At 65.4% G+C, this 13,171-nt stretch carries 11 protein-coding genes; 6 read left to right on the top strand and 5 right to left on the bottom strand.

Annotation, left to right across the window (positions count from 1 at the left end; all coding sequences use genetic code 11):
* Nucleotides 1–62: 62 nt before the first annotated feature.
* The 4 genes from ACFUTU_RS14390 to ACFUTU_RS14375 all read right to left on the bottom strand — a co-directional run bounded on the left by ACFUTU_RS14390 (nucleotide 63) and on the right by ACFUTU_RS14375 (nucleotide 5,149).
* Nucleotides 63–1,319 (bottom strand): ROK family protein, encoded by a 1,257-nt coding sequence (locus ACFUTU_RS14390; protein ID WP_377965374.1) that lies wholly within the window; start codon nucleotides 1,317–1,319, stop codon nucleotides 63–65.
* Nucleotides 1,320–1,424: 105 nt separating this feature from the next.
* Complete coding sequence (locus tag ACFUTU_RS14385; RefSeq protein WP_377965372.1) at nucleotides 1,425–2,504, bottom strand: polyprenyl synthetase family protein; 1,080 nt, start codon at nucleotides 2,502–2,504, stop codon at nucleotides 1,425–1,427.
* A 75-nt stretch (nucleotides 2,505–2,579) separates the two neighbouring features.
* The gene (locus ACFUTU_RS14380; protein WP_377965370.1) at nucleotides 2,580–3,632 is read right to left on the bottom strand and encodes an ABC transporter permease; all 1,053 of its coding nucleotides are present in this window, start codon (nucleotides 3,630–3,632) and stop codon (nucleotides 2,580–2,582) included.
* Nucleotides 3,629–5,149, bottom strand: coding sequence for a sugar ABC transporter ATP-binding protein (locus ACFUTU_RS14375; protein WP_377965368.1), 1,521 nt, complete (start codon nucleotides 5,147–5,149; stop codon nucleotides 3,629–3,631). Before ACFUTU_RS14375 ends, ACFUTU_RS14380 begins: the two co-directional genes overlap by 4 nt.
* Nucleotides 5,150–5,302: 153 nt before the next feature.
* Here ACFUTU_RS14375 and ACFUTU_RS14370 point away from each other — a divergent pair, with 153 nt between their 5' ends.
* From ACFUTU_RS14370 to ACFUTU_RS14350, 5 genes are all read left to right on the top strand, one after another.
* Nucleotides 5,303–6,346 carry a substrate-binding domain-containing protein gene (locus ACFUTU_RS14370; protein ID WP_377965366.1) on the top strand — a complete coding sequence of 348 codons (1,044 nt, stop codon included), beginning with the start codon at nucleotides 5,303–5,305 and terminating at the stop codon, nucleotides 6,344–6,346.
* Nucleotides 6,347–6,794: 448 nt separating this feature from the next.
* Nucleotides 6,795–8,009 (top strand): Gfo/Idh/MocA family protein, encoded by a 1,215-nt coding sequence (locus ACFUTU_RS14365; protein ID WP_377965364.1) that lies wholly within the window; start codon nucleotides 6,795–6,797, stop codon nucleotides 8,007–8,009.
* A gap of 1 nt (nucleotide 8,010) precedes the next feature.
* A complete protein-coding gene (locus ACFUTU_RS14360) occupies nucleotides 8,011–9,012 on the top strand; it encodes a sugar phosphate isomerase/epimerase family protein (RefSeq protein ID WP_377965362.1) in 1,002 nt (333 codons plus the stop codon).
* Between the two features lie 149 nt (nucleotides 9,013–9,161).
* Complete coding sequence (locus tag ACFUTU_RS14355) at nucleotides 9,162–9,920, top strand: sugar phosphate isomerase/epimerase family protein (RefSeq protein WP_377965360.1); 759 nt, start codon at nucleotides 9,162–9,164, stop codon at nucleotides 9,918–9,920.
* A complete protein-coding gene (locus ACFUTU_RS14350) occupies nucleotides 9,917–11,047 on the top strand; it encodes a Gfo/Idh/MocA family protein (protein WP_377965358.1) in 1,131 nt (376 codons plus the stop codon). The genes ACFUTU_RS14355 and ACFUTU_RS14350 overlap by 4 nt, the downstream gene beginning before the upstream one ends.
* A gap of 113 nt (nucleotides 11,048–11,160) precedes the next feature.
* Here the strand turns inward: ACFUTU_RS14350 and ACFUTU_RS14345 are convergent, their stop codons facing one another.
* A complete protein-coding gene (locus ACFUTU_RS14345; protein WP_377965356.1) occupies nucleotides 11,161–12,183 on the bottom strand; it encodes a glycosyltransferase family 4 protein in 1,023 nt (340 codons plus the stop codon).
* Nucleotides 12,184–12,385: 202 nt separating this feature from the next.
* Between ACFUTU_RS14345 and ACFUTU_RS14340 the strand changes: the two genes are divergently transcribed.
* A complete protein-coding gene (locus ACFUTU_RS14340; RefSeq protein ID WP_377965354.1) occupies nucleotides 12,386–13,120 on the top strand; it encodes a DsbA family oxidoreductase in 735 nt (244 codons plus the stop codon).
* Nucleotides 13,121–13,171: the final 51 nt, after the last annotated feature.

Here is a 13,171-nt window from a genome sequence, read left to right as displayed (position 1 = left end):
ACAGTGTCCCAGCCTTGGCTGGGACAGGGCCCGCTTTTCGTTCGCAGCACCCTGCGGGGAAGTCACGTGGACGGAACTTGCCGGCCGCCGTCGTCCTGTGAACTCAGGAAACCGGCGGGATCCCGGATGAGGGGTTCGAAGGCCAGCTCCGCCGCGCCGACCAGGATGGAGTCCTCGCCGAGGGGGGCGAGCTCAATCGTCACGCTTTCCCGGGGACCACGGGTGCCGGGAGAGCGCAGGGCGTCGCTGAGTGCGTCCGGTGCAGCCCGCACGAGGATCCGCAGGAACCCGCCCAGGACGATCAGGGAGGGATTTAGCAGGTTAACGATGCTCTTCAGCCCGACGGCCAGCAGCCGGACCTGCCGGTCGATGACCGCCTGCAGTTCCTCGGACGCTGGATCGGCCAGGAGTTTCTCCATGACGGCGTCTTCGAGGCTCTCCGTCTGGCCGGCGGGAAGTCCGACTGCAGCGATCAGTTCCTCGCGGGTGACTTCGGCTTCAAGGCAGCCGGTCGATCCACAGGCGCATTCGGCGCCACCCGTGCGCACGTGCGTATGTCCAAGCTGCCCGGCAAATCCGGTAGCACCGCGAATGAGGCGGCCTCCGCTGATGACCCCTCCGCCGATGCCGCTCGCCCCGCCGTAGAGGTAGACAAGATCCGCAACGTCGCGGCCCGCGCCGAAGGTGGCCTGGGCGCGCGCGCCCGCAACGGCGTCGTTCGCGGCGATCACCGGTAGCTTTAGGGCGTCGCTAAGGAGCGTGGTGAGCGGCTGGTCGCGCCAGCCAAGATGCGGCGCCTCGATGACCGTTCCGTCCAGGGGATCGACCAGCCCAGGGATGGCAAGTCCCACTCCCACGATGCGGTCCCGCGACGGAAGGGACGTCCGCATCCCCGTGTAGATGGCCGTCACGATGTTCACTACTTCCGGCACCGACGGCGGCCGGACTGTGCTGAAGCGGACAGGGTTCACAATTTGGCCGCCAAGGGAGACCAGCGCCACGCTGACAGCATCGATATCCGGGTTGACAGCCAGTGCCAGCGCACCGGGGCTCGGCTCAATCATGATGCTGGGCCGGCCATGCTGCTGTGCCTGGTCGAGATCGCTCTCCACCACAAGGCCCAACTGGGCGAGTTCACCGACGAGGGCGGCGATCGTTGATCTGTTCAGCCCGGTAGCCCGGGTGAGTTGCGCACGGGAGACGCCCGCCATCGAGTGCACCAGGCCCAGCACTGTTGAAAGGTTGTGCTGGCGGGTGGTGTCCCGGTTGTTCCCAAGGTTGGTACCGGCGAGCGTGCGCGCCGCCGACTTGCCTTCCACCCCGGTTCAGGTCCTTCCTGGCAGATCGCCTCGGTGCCGGCTTCGTTTTCTCATGATAGCGGCAGAAGGGGCAGGATCTGTGAAGCGGGGACGGCCGAGGTACTGCTAGCGCGCTTCCATGTCGCAGATGGCGGAGAACAGCATGTGTTTGAGGCTTCTGCGCAGGGCGTCCGGCACGCTGTCGGACGCCAGGTGCGTTACGGCGAGGTGGGCATTCTCGGAGGCAAGATTAATCGCGTAGTCTTTTGCGCCGCAGGACACCAGCACGGACTGCACATAGTGGGCGTCCGCGGCCGTCATGTCCGGGGAACCGATGAGCGGGGCGATCCTGCCCCACTCCGGGCGGGCAGCTGCGTAGGAGAGCAGGGCAGTCCGTTTGCCTTCCCTGAGGTCGCCCCAGCTGGTTTTCCCGGTAAGGCTTTCCTTGCCGAAGGCGCCTCGCACGTCATCGGCGAGCTGATAGGCGATTCCGGCATACCGGCCAAAGGACGTCAGCGCGGTCACCACCGGTTCCGGGGCCGCTGCCAGCACGGCGCCCGCCTGCAGCGGAGCCTCGAATGAGTAGACCGAAGTCTTCTGGTGGGCTGTCTTGGTGATGTCTTCGATTGAAGGCATCACCGCCGTCCGGCTGAACTCAATGTCCAGGACTTCCCCGCCCACCGAGGAGAAGATCGCATCATCGAGGATATCGTTCAAGCGCCTCAGGAGGGCCACCGGCACTTCCATGGATCTCAGCAGCCGGTAAGCGCCGGATAAAGCGAGATCGCCGGCGAGGACCCCAGCCGACACTCCGGCGTGTTCTGCCGCCACCGGAGGCGCGCCGGTGCGCAGGGCCCGGTTGCGGTAGTGACCGGACACATTGGGGATGCCGCGGCGGACAAAATCCCGGTCAACGACGTCGTCGTGAATGAGAAGCGCGCTGTGCAGGAGCTCGTACGAGGCGGCAAGCCCGGCCGCGCTGCAGAAGTCGGTGCCGCCAAGTTGCCGGTACGCCAGCATGACCAACCGCGGGCGGGAGCGTTTGCCGCCCGCGGTTGCCCTTTCAAGTGCTTCCCAGAGGCCGAGATAGGTCGCGTTCACAGAGACAGCGCGCAGCTTCGCTTCATCGAAGAACCTCTGGAGCGCATCCTCTACCAGTTCGAGGTCCGTGTTGCCGTTGAGCGCGTGGTCCACGTCTAGGGTCACGGCACCGCCCTCCGCTTCGTTGTCCTGGCACCCCGGGGCTGCCCGGGGCGGTCTACCTTCCGGCCTCCGGCTTACCTAGCTTTTTCCCCGCCGCGGACCCCGGCCTGCGAAGCGCTGCTGCAGAAGGACTGCGACGACGATGATGAGGCCCTTGGCGAGTGCCTGGACGGAGGTGTCCAGGTTGTTCTGCGTGAACACGTTGGTCAGGGTGCTGAAGATCAGAACGCCCAGGACGGTTCCCATGATCGTTCCGCGTCCGCCGATCAGCAGGGTACCGCCGACAACGACGGCGGCAATCGCGTCGAGTTCATACAGCAGGCCGTGCGTGGAGGTGCCTGCGGTGGTTCGGCCAAGCATCATGACGCCGGCGATGCCTGCTGCCAGGCCGGCAAGGACGTACAGGTAGACGAGGTGGCGCTTCACCTTGATGCCGGCGAGCCGGGATGCTTCCAGGTTTCCGCCGATGGCGATGGTGCGGCGGCCAAAGGTGGTCCGGTTCAGGAGGAACCATCCCGCGATGGCGACGATGATGAAGATCCAGATCAGGAAGGGGATGCCCAGCAGTTCGGAGCGCATGACCCGCAGGAAGTCGCGGTTGGTCACAATCTGGGTGCTGCGTCCGGAGATGAGTTCGGCGAGGCCGCGTGCGCCCACCAGCATGGCGAGCGTGGCCATAAAGGCGACGACGTTGCCGTATGCGATCACCAGGCCGTTGATCAGGCCGGCGGCAAGGCCAACACCGAGCGCCACGACGACGATCAGGAGCCATGATGATTGGTTGGCGGCCAGCTGGACGCTGGTTAGGGTGGCGACGACCGAGGTCAGGCCCATGACCGATCCGACGGAGAGGTCGATGCCGCCCGCCGTGATGACAAAGGTCATGCCAATGCTGATCACGCCGATGATCGAAGCGAGCCGGAGGATGGTGAGCATGTTCTCGACGTTGAGGAACCGGTCCCCACTGGTGACTGCACCCACCACGACGAGCAGCGCGAGCGCGATGACCAGCCCCAGGCTGCGGCCCGCAGGACCCCTCAGGAAGCTCTGGAGGGGATTGGCGCTGGGGGTTTTGTGGCTGGCCGGCTCGGTAATTACCGGCTCTGCCACCTTGGTAGTCTGCTCGCTCACGCGGCACTTCCCTTCATGACGAGGTCGAGCACTCCGTGCTCGTCTATATCGCTTGCTTTCGTTTGGGTGAGGACCTTGCCGTCGTCGATGACGAGTACGTTGTCGGCGAGGCCCAGAACTTCTTCAATTTCGCTGGAAACGACGATGATCGCCGTCCCGGCGGCCGCCAGTTTGCGGATAAGGGCATAAATCTCGGAGCGCGCCCCGACGTCGACACCGCGCGTGGGCTCGTCCAGCAGGAGGACAGAGGTGCCGTGGACCAGCCAGCGGGCGAGGAGGATCTTTTGTTGATTTCCGCCGGAAAGGGTCCTTGCCGGACGGTCCGGATCAGCCGGCCGCAACTCCAGTGCGGCGATCTGCTCCCGGGTGGTCTCCCGTTCAGCCGCTTCGTTCAAGTGGCCGGCCCGGGCAAAGCGCCCGAAGGTCGAGAGGGTGACGTTCTTGAAGATCGGCTCATCCAGGATCAGGCCCTGGCTCTTGCGTTCCTCGGGCGAGAGCCCGATTCCGGCGTTCACGGCGGAGGTGACTGATCCCGGCCGGAGGCCCTTGCCGTTAACCGAGACCCTCCCCGAAGAGGCCTTGCGTGCACCGTAAATGGTTTCGAGGATCTCGGAGCGCTTCGATCCCACCAGTCCGGCGAAACCGAGGATCTCCCCCGCCCGAACGGTAAAACTGACCTTCTCGAAGTGCCCCAGGAGCTCGAGGTTGTCCACCTCGAGCACCACAGGAGCATCGGCCGCCACGGGCTTCCGCTCCGGGAACACGTTCTCGACCTCCCGGCCCGTCATCAGCCGGATCAGCTCCGACTTTGCCGTGTCCGTGACACTGAGACCGTTTGCCGTGCTGCGCCCGTCCTTGATCACTGAGATGCGATCACCGATCTGCCGGATTTCCTCGAGCCGGTGTGAGATATAGACGACGGCGATCCCCTGGGCGGTGAGTTCGCGAACCACGCGGAACAGATTGGACACTTCACCGGAGTCGAGGATGGCGCTGGGCTCATCCATGATGATGAGCTTGGTGTCCCGCGACAGCGCCCGCGCCATGCTCACGATCTGCTTGTTGGCGGCGGAGAGCGTTCCCACTTCCGTCGACGGCGAAAGGTCGCCGTGTCCGAGGCGCTTCAGAAGGCCGCGCGCAATCGCATTCGCTTTATTCACATGCAGAACGCCGCCTGTGGCACGTTCGTGCCCTAGGAAGATGTTCTCGGCAACGGAAAGCCCATCGACGACGTCGAGCTCCTGGTACATGGTGGCAATGCCCAGATCCAGTGCGGCTGTGGGCCCCGGAAGTGTGACCTGCTTGCCCTCCCAGAGAATTTCACCGGTATCCGGTTGGTGGACCCCCGCCAGTGTCTTGATAAGGGTGGATTTGCCGGCTCCGTTCTGTCCCATCACGCAGTGGACTTCTCCGGGAAGCACCTGCAGATCGACGCCTTTGAGCGCCTGGACTCCGGCGAAACGCTTCGTGAGTCCCCGAACTTCGAGCAACGGCCGTGGCTGATCTTCTTCGAACATGCCACGAACCTAACACATTATGTCGGCGCTCGGTATAAGTTCGGCGATTTTCTACATTCTTCTGTTATTGTGATAGCAGTCACGCAGAGTAGCGGGCATGAAATGGCATGCTGCGCCAGGCGAAGACGCACCTAACTCATTGAGGAGATACACATGCTTGCAGTTCGTACGGGCCGGAAAATGCTCGTCACTACCGCTGCCTTTCTTGCTGTTGGCGGCCTTGTTACCGGGTGCACAGGAGGCGCAGACGCCGCCAACACCCAGCCCACCAACGCATCGGTTGAAGGCAACCAGGCCCAGGGTGACAAGGTAGTCATCGGCTTCTCCGGTCCCGCGGCAGACCACGGCTGGCTCGGCGCCATCAACTCGGCAGCAATTGCCGAGGCGAAGAAGTACCAGGACATCGACCTGCGCGTGGCAGAGGGAACAAACGACGCAAACCTTCAGATCAGCCAGGTGGAGCAGTTCATCAACGACCGCGTTGACGCCATCGTCCTGCTGCCCACAGACGGCGCTGCCTTGACCCCGGTCGCCACGCAGGCCATGGAGGCCGGCATCCCCGTCATCAACGTTGACCGTGAATTCTCCAGCTCCTTTGCCGCACGCGCCACCATCCTGGGCGACAACTACGGAATGGGCGTCAGCGCAGGCACCTACATCTGCGAGGAGCTCAAGGACAAGAAGGATGCAGTCGTCGCCGAGATCGCAGGCATCGATTCACTGCCCCTGACGAAGGACCGCAGCAAGGGCTTCGCCGACGCACTGGAATCCTGCGGCCTGAATGTCGACAACCGAGTCGCCGCCGACTTCACCGTCCAGGGCGGGGAAGCGGCAACGTCGCAGCTGCTGTCAGCCGCGCCCAAGATCGACGCCATCTGGAACCACGACGATGATCAGGGCGTCGGCGTCCTGGCCGCCATCGACAACGCAAACCGCAAAGAGTTCTTCATGGTGGGCGGTGCCGGCTCGGCAAACGCCATGCGTGAGATCCAGGCCGGCGACAGCGTCCTCCGCGCTACCGTCATCTACCCCTCCACCCAGGCCGCGGACGGCATCCGCCTGGCCCGCCTGATCTCCCAGAACAAGGCCATGAGCGATCTGGTGGAAGTGGAAGTACCGAAGCGCGTCGTTCTGAACGCGCCGGTTGTCACCGGTGAAAACGTCGAGCAGTACCTGCCGACTGCCTTCGAGTCGTAGGACCGTGGGAGGCCGGGTGCCCTGCCGCCGGCAAGGCACCCGGCTTCCAACCAAAACCTTCCAGCACCGCCCCTTCGGATCGCGTCAGCGAAAGGATCAAAGGTGCCCGTCCCGCCCGGCGAGTCCGCTTCCACGGAGCCCGCGAAACCCTCGAGCCAGCATCGGTGGATGCGTCGGCCGGAGCGCCGGATGCCGACGCCCTGGCCAGTCGAGGCTGCAAACCCTCAGCCTGACCTCCGAAACCCGGAAGCCTCCGGGGACAGCGCGGCTGAACTTCGAGGGTTCTATAGCGCTCTGTCGAATTTTTAGATCAACTGGTTCATGTAGCTCACGGCAGCACCTACTTGAACTTTGAAAGCTCCGTTCTGGCATCTCCTGTCCTCCTGAGGACGGATCCCAGCAGGCAACCTCTCTAGCAAGTGCCCCCTACAGCAAGCAGGAATAATTCATGACCACTACCCCACACATGTCCGGTCCGCCGGGTACCCCGGCAGCCCGTCCGCTCGGCGTGGCCGCCATCGGCTATGCCTTCATGGGGAAGGCGCATTCGAATGCGTGGCGGAATGTGGCCAGCTTCTTCGACGTCCCGGCCTTCGAACAAAAAGTCCTGGTCGGCCGGGACGCCAAAGCCGTGGCCGACGCCGCCGCGAAGTACGGCTGGGCCGAGTCCGCCACCGACTGGCGGACCGTGATCACCAGGGACGATATCGACATCATCGATATCTGCGCCCCCGGCTGGATGCACGCCGAGATCGCCATCGCCGCGCTGGAAGCCGGCAAGCATGTGCTGCTGGAAAAGCCGCTGGCCAATACCCTGGCCGAGGCCGAACTCATGACCGCCGCTGCTGCGAAGGCCCGTGCCCGGGGTGTGCAGTCCATGGTGGGGTTCAACTATCGGCGGGTTCCGGCGCTGGCGCTGGCGCGCGAGCTGATTAAGGAGGGACGGCTTGGCACCGTGCGGCAGGTACGCGCCGCCTACATGCAGGACTGGCTCGCCGACCCGGATTCACCAATGACCTGGCGGCTGAACAAGGAAACCGCGGGCTCCGGGGCCCTTGGTGACATCGCCTCCCACGCCATCGACCAGGTTCTGTTCCTTCTCGCGGATTCCGCCACCGAGGTCTCCGGCCGGCTGCACACCTTTACACCGGTACGGCCGGGCAAGAACGGTCCGGAGGAAGTGACGGTCGACGACGCCGCCTGGGCCACGTTGTCCCTCGCCTCCGGGGCCGTCGCCTCCGTCGAAGTTTCCCGGGTGGCCACCGGCCAGAAGAACTCCCTGAAGCTGGAGATTTACGGTGACAAGGGCTCCATACTCTTCGATCTGGAGAACCTGAACGAGCTTAAGTTCCTGGACGCCACCGTCCCCGTGCGGGAGCAGGGCTTCCGCCGGATCCTGGTCAACGAACCCGCGCACCCGTACATGGACGCGTGGTGGCCGCAGGGCCACATCATCGGTTGGGAACACACCTTTACCCACGAAATCCGTGACTTCCTGGCCGCGGTCGGCAGCGGCGGCTCGCCATCGCCGTCGTTCGAGGAGGGCCTCACCGTGCAGCGCGTGCTGGCCGCCATCGAAGAGTCCGCCAGCGCCAAGTCCTCCGTCATCCAACTCACCAGCACCGGACCAGCAGACACGGCCGGCACCACCGAAGGAGCCTGACATGCCCCGCCCGTACACCCTGTTCACCGGCCAGTGGGCTGACCTGCCCTTCGAGGAAGTCGCCAGGCTCGCTTCCGGGTGGGGCTATGACGGCCTGGAAATCGCCGTCTCCGGCGACCACCTGGACGCCTGGCGCTGGGACGAACCCGGCTACGTCGAGTCCAAGCTCGCCATCCTGGAGAAATACAACCTGAAGGTCTGGGCCATCTCCAACCACCTCAAGGGCCAGGCCGTGTGCGATGACCCGATCGACTTCCGCCACGAAGCCATCGTCGGGTCCAAGGTCTGGGGCAACGGCGACCCCGAAGGCGTCCGCCAGCGCGCCGCCGAGGAAATGAAACACACCGCCCGGCTCGCCAAGGCACTTGGCGTTGACACCGTCGTCGGGTTCACCGGCTCCTCCATCTGGCAGTACGTGGCCATGTTCCCGCCCGTCCCGGAAAAGGTCATCGACGCCGGCTACCAGGACTTCGCCGACCGCTGGAACCCCATCCTGGACGTCTTCGACGAATGCGGCGTCCGCTTCGCCCACGAAGTCCACCCTTCCGAGATCGCCTACGACTACTGGACCACCGTCCGGACCCTCGAAGCGATCGGCCACCGCGAAGCGTTCGGCCTGAACTGGGACCCCTCCCACATGATGTGGCAGGGCATCGACCCCGTCTCCTTCATCTGGGACTTCAAGGACCGGATCTACCACGTGGACTGCAAGGACACGAAGGTCCGCCAGACCGGCCGGAACACCGTCATGGGCTCCCACCTGCCCTGGGGCGATCCCCGCCGCGGCTGGGACTTCGTCTCCGCCGGACGCGGCGACGTGCCCTGGGAATCCTCCTTCCGCGCCCTCACCGCGATCGGCTACACCGGCCCCATCAGCATCGAGTGGGAAGACGCCGGCATGGACCGCCTCCACGGCGCCCCCGAAGCCCTCGCCGCACTCAAGAAGTTCGACTTCCCCGCCTCCCAGACCAGCTTCGACGCCGCCTTCAGCACCAAGGACTGAAGCCCGGAAAGGGGCCCGCCCAGGACTGTTGCCAGGCTCCCCTGGGTGCGCTTGGATGGAGGCGAACCTTGGTCAAAGCGCACACACCTGTTGCTCACCGGCTGCAGACCGGACCCGGAGCTTTGCCACAACCATGTCAGGGGAAAAACATGTCCTACTCGCTCCAGCTGTACACCCTTCGCAACGCGATCCAGGGGGACCTGCCGGGCACCATCCGGAGGGTAGCGGAGATCGGCTTCACCCAGGTGGAGCCCTACAACTTTGTGGCAACCGCAAAGGAGCTCAGCGCGGCGCTGAAGGATAACGGGCTGGCAGCCCCCTCCGGCCACGCCCCGCTGCTCAGCCAGGACCAGGACGAAATCTTCGCTGCGGCGAAGGAACTGGGCATCAGCACCGTCATCGAGCCGTACATCACGGCTGAGCACTGGCAGGACGCGCAGAGCATCCAGACCACCGCCGCCAAACTCAACGCCGCCGCCCGGAAGGGTGCCGAATACGGCATCCGCGTGGGTTACCACAACCACGCCTGGGAGCTTGAGTCCCTCATCGAGGGCCGGACCGCGCTGGAGTACTTCGAAGGACTGCTGGACCCCGAACTGGTCCTTGAAGTGGACACCTTCTGGGTTGCCGTCGGCGGCCAGGACCCGGTGGACATCCTCACCAAACTCGGTGACCGGGTGAAATTCATCCACATCAAGGACGGCCCCCTGACCACCGACACCAAGGCGCAGCAGCCGGCCGGCCAGGGCAAGATCCCGGTTTGGGACGTCATTAGGGCCGCCAAGTCGCTGGAGGTCGGCGTGGTGGAGTTCGATGACTACTCCGGGGATATCTTCGAGGGCATCACCCAGTCACTGAACTTCCTGACCTCCGGTTCCGCCAAGGCCACTGAACGGGCCCAGGCATGAGCGCCCCCGCATCCACGCCGTCTTCCCGCCGGGGTCCGGTCGGCGTCGGCGTCATCGGCGCCGGCAACATCAGCAAGCAGTACCTGGACAACCTGACCGCCTTCCCTGACCTCAAAGTCCACGTCATCGCCGATCTCTTCGAAGACGCCGCCGCGGCGCGTGCCAAGGAGTACGGCATCCCCGAGTGGGGCGGCGTGGACGCCGCCCTGAACCATCCCGACGTCGAAATCATCGTCAACCTGACCGTGCCGGCGGCGCACGTGGAGGTGGCCACGGCCGCCGTCAACGCCGGCAAGCATGTCTGGACCGAGAAGCCGTTCTCCCTGGACCGCGAATCGGGCCTCGGGCTGCTCAAGACGGCCGACGCCGCGGGCATCCGCCTCGGCACCGCGCCTGACACCTTCCTCGGCGCCGGGCTGCAGACGGCCCGCCGGCTCATCGAACGCGGTGACATCGGCACGCCGCTCACCGCCATGACCACGTTCCAGACGCCCGGTCCGGAATCCTGGCACCCGAACCCGGCGTTCCTGTTCCAATACGGTGCCGGTCCCCTGTTCGACATGGGCCCGTACTACCTCACCACGCTCATCCAAACGTTCGGCTCGGTCCGCAAAGTGGCCGCCATCGGTTCCAAGGCCAAGGAAGTCCGCGTCATCGGATCCGGCCCCAAGGCGGGCGAGGAATTCACCGTGGACGTCCCCACCCACGTCTCCGCCATGGCCCAGTTCGAGGGCGGCCAGTCCTCGCACAGCGTCTTCTCGTTCGAGTCTCCCCGCCAGCGGATGGGGTTCGTGGAGATCACCGGTACCGAGGCCACCATCTCGCTCCCGGACCCCAACTATTTCGACGGCGACATCAGGCTCTGGCGCGCCGGCGACGAGGACTGGACCGTCATCCCCGCCGCCGGCCCGGCCAACGGCCGCGGCATGGGCGTGCTGGACATGGCCCGCTCCCTCCGCGCCGGTGTTCCGCACCGCGCCACCGGCAACCTTGCCTACCACGTCCTTGACACGATGGTTTCGATCGCCGAGTCCATCGAGTCGGGAACTTTCGTCGACGTCGCAAGCTCTGCCCCCGCCTCCGCAGCCCTCCCCGAGGACTGGAACCCCACCGCAGCCACTCTCTAGAACACTCACAGGAGTTTTTGTACTGATATCGCGAGTTAAAGGGCCTTTTGCGGCCATTACCTGTACAAAAACTCCGTCCAGGGACCGACCCACCCGCTTCCCCGGAGACGCTCCTACCGGTCAGGTCCGCGGAGAATCTGCCCGTACAGGGCCAGGTGGTCTGCCACCATGCGGGCCGAGCTGAAGCGCTGCTCCGCCGATGCGCGGCAGGCCTCCCGGCTGAGGCCGGCCGCTTCGGCGACGAACCCCGCCAGCTGGTCGACGCCGCCCAGGTAACCCGTGACGCCGTGCTCCACGATTTCCGGGGCAGCACCGGCGGGCGTTCCCACCACCGGTGTTCCCGTGGCCAGTGCCTCGATCATCACGAGGCCAAACGGTTCGGGCCACTGAATCGGATTCAGGAACGCGACGGCGCCGCCCACCAGCTCGTATTTTTCCGCGTCGGACAGCTGTCCCATGAACTCAACGTCCGGCCCCAGCGCCGGCCGGATGACGTCGTCGAAATAGCCCTGCTCCTCGGATCCCTGGATCCGCGCACTGACACGAAGCGGGATCCCTGCCGCACGGGCGATATGGATTGCCTCAAGGATGCCCTTGTCCGGGGACAGCCGGCCCAGGAAACACAGGTAGCCGCCGTCGCCCTTGCCGACAGGCACGGACGCAACGTCCATGCCGTGGTGGATCACCTTCGCCACCGGCAGCTCCGGCAATCGGCTGACCTGGTCGCGGGAGATGGCAATGATGCTGGTGGTCTGCCCGATGGCCCTGTAAAGGTCCGCGGCCTGCCGGGCCAGGCGGATGTGGATTGTGGTCACCACCGGAATGCCTGCCGGCCGGTGCGCATACAGCGGCCCGCTCATGGTGTGGTCGTGGATGATGTCCACGTCCCGCATGCCGTCGTAGGCCCGGATGATGTGGCTGAGTTCAGACAGTGCGAGACCCATGTCCGCCGGTTCCGAGGGGCGCATCCCCGGGGCCAGGGGAACCGGGCAGGAACTGTCGGAAGGGGCGGCCAGCAGGACGTCATGCCCGGCGGCCGCGAATCCGCGCGCAAGGCTGTCCACCACCCGCTCTGTACCGCCGTATCCGGGCGGCGGAACGGGAATCCACGGAGCCGATATGAGTCCAATGCGCACTGGGCCTCCCTCGAAGGTGCGGCGTGCCCGCCGGAAACTAGTCCACACAATATGGCGGGCGCCTGCGCAGGGACAAGGGACCGGGCCAGGATCGGCACCTCGTCAGGAAAACCGGTTCAGCGGGCGGCAGCATCCGGCCGGCGTGACCAAGGCAACTGTCCCGGGCAGGAATGCGGGGTAAGAAAGAGGAGTTGTCGCAAGCATGAAGATTGAGATCTGGTCAGACGTCGCCTGCCCGTGGTGCTACATCGGCAAGCGCCGGTTCGAGACTGCCCTTGCCGAGTTCCCGCACCGGGACCAGGTGGAGGTGCAGTGGCGCAGCTACCAGCTGGACCCCGCTCTCCCCGATCACTATGACGGGACCGAACTCGATTACCTCAGCACGCGCAAGGGGCTGGCCCCGGACCAGGTCTCGCAGATGTTCGACCACGTAGCAGCCCAGGCCAAAGGTGAGGGGCTCAACTACCGGTTTGACGCCGTCGTAGTTGCCAACAGCTTCACGGCCCACCGGCTGATCCATCTGGCAGCGGCCCACGGCAAGCAGGATGCCGCGAAGGAGCGCCTGCTCAGCGACCATTTCGAGCACGGCAAGGACATCGGCAGCCGCGACTACCTGGCGTCGCTCGGCGCGGACCTGGGCCTCGACGCCGGCGAGGTCGCCGAGCTGTTCAGCACCGACAAGTACGCCGAGGACGTCCGCCGCGACTTCGCCGAGGCCCGGGCACTGGGCATCAGCGGCGTTCCGTTCTTCGTGATCGACCGCAAGTATGGGCTGTCCGGCGCCCAGCCCGCGGCCACTTTCAGCGCTGCCCTGGAGCAGGCGTGGCAGGAGGCGCATCCGCTGGTGATGGTCGGCTCCCCCAACTCCGAGGGCGGCGCAGCCGGCGCAGGGGCAGACGGCGCCGAGGCCTGCGGCCCGGACGGCTGCCCCGTCTGAGGCGGTGCCCGACAACTTCCTGAGTTTTTGTCCAGATATCGTCCCCTGCGG

It is taken from the genome of Arthrobacter sp. NPDC057388 (genome assembly GCF_042668165.1).
Lineage (GTDB): Bacteria > Actinomycetota > Actinomycetes > Actinomycetales > Micrococcaceae > Arthrobacter.
Note: the sequence above shows the minus strand (reverse complement) of the source record. Positions and strands in the feature narration are given on the sequence as shown.

Bases quoted from the DNA above. Each gene is read 5' to 3' on its own strand.
- ACFUTU_RS14365 (WP_377965364.1), top strand. From the start codon at position 6,795: ATGACCACTACCCCACACATGTCCGGTCCGCCGGGTACCCCGGCAGCC.
- ACFUTU_RS14340 (WP_377965354.1), top strand. From the start codon at position 12,386: ATGAAGATTGAGATCTGGTCAGACGTCGCCTGCCCGTGGTGCTACATC.
- ACFUTU_RS14355 (WP_377965360.1), top strand. From the start codon at position 9,162: ATGTCCTACTCGCTCCAGCTGTACACCCTTCGCAACGCGATCCAGGGG.
- ACFUTU_RS14360 (WP_377965362.1), top strand. From the start codon at position 8,011: ATGCCCCGCCCGTACACCCTGTTCACCGGCCAGTGGGCTGACCTGCCC.
- ACFUTU_RS14370 (WP_377965366.1), top strand. From the start codon at position 5,303: ATGCTTGCAGTTCGTACGGGCCGGAAAATGCTCGTCACTACCGCTGCC.
- ACFUTU_RS14375 (WP_377965368.1), bottom strand. From the start codon at position 5,149: ATGTTCGAAGAAGATCAGCCACGGCCGTTGCTCGAAGTTCGGGGACTC.
- ACFUTU_RS14350 (WP_377965358.1), top strand. From the start codon at position 9,917: ATGAGCGCCCCCGCATCCACGCCGTCTTCCCGCCGGGGTCCGGTCGGC.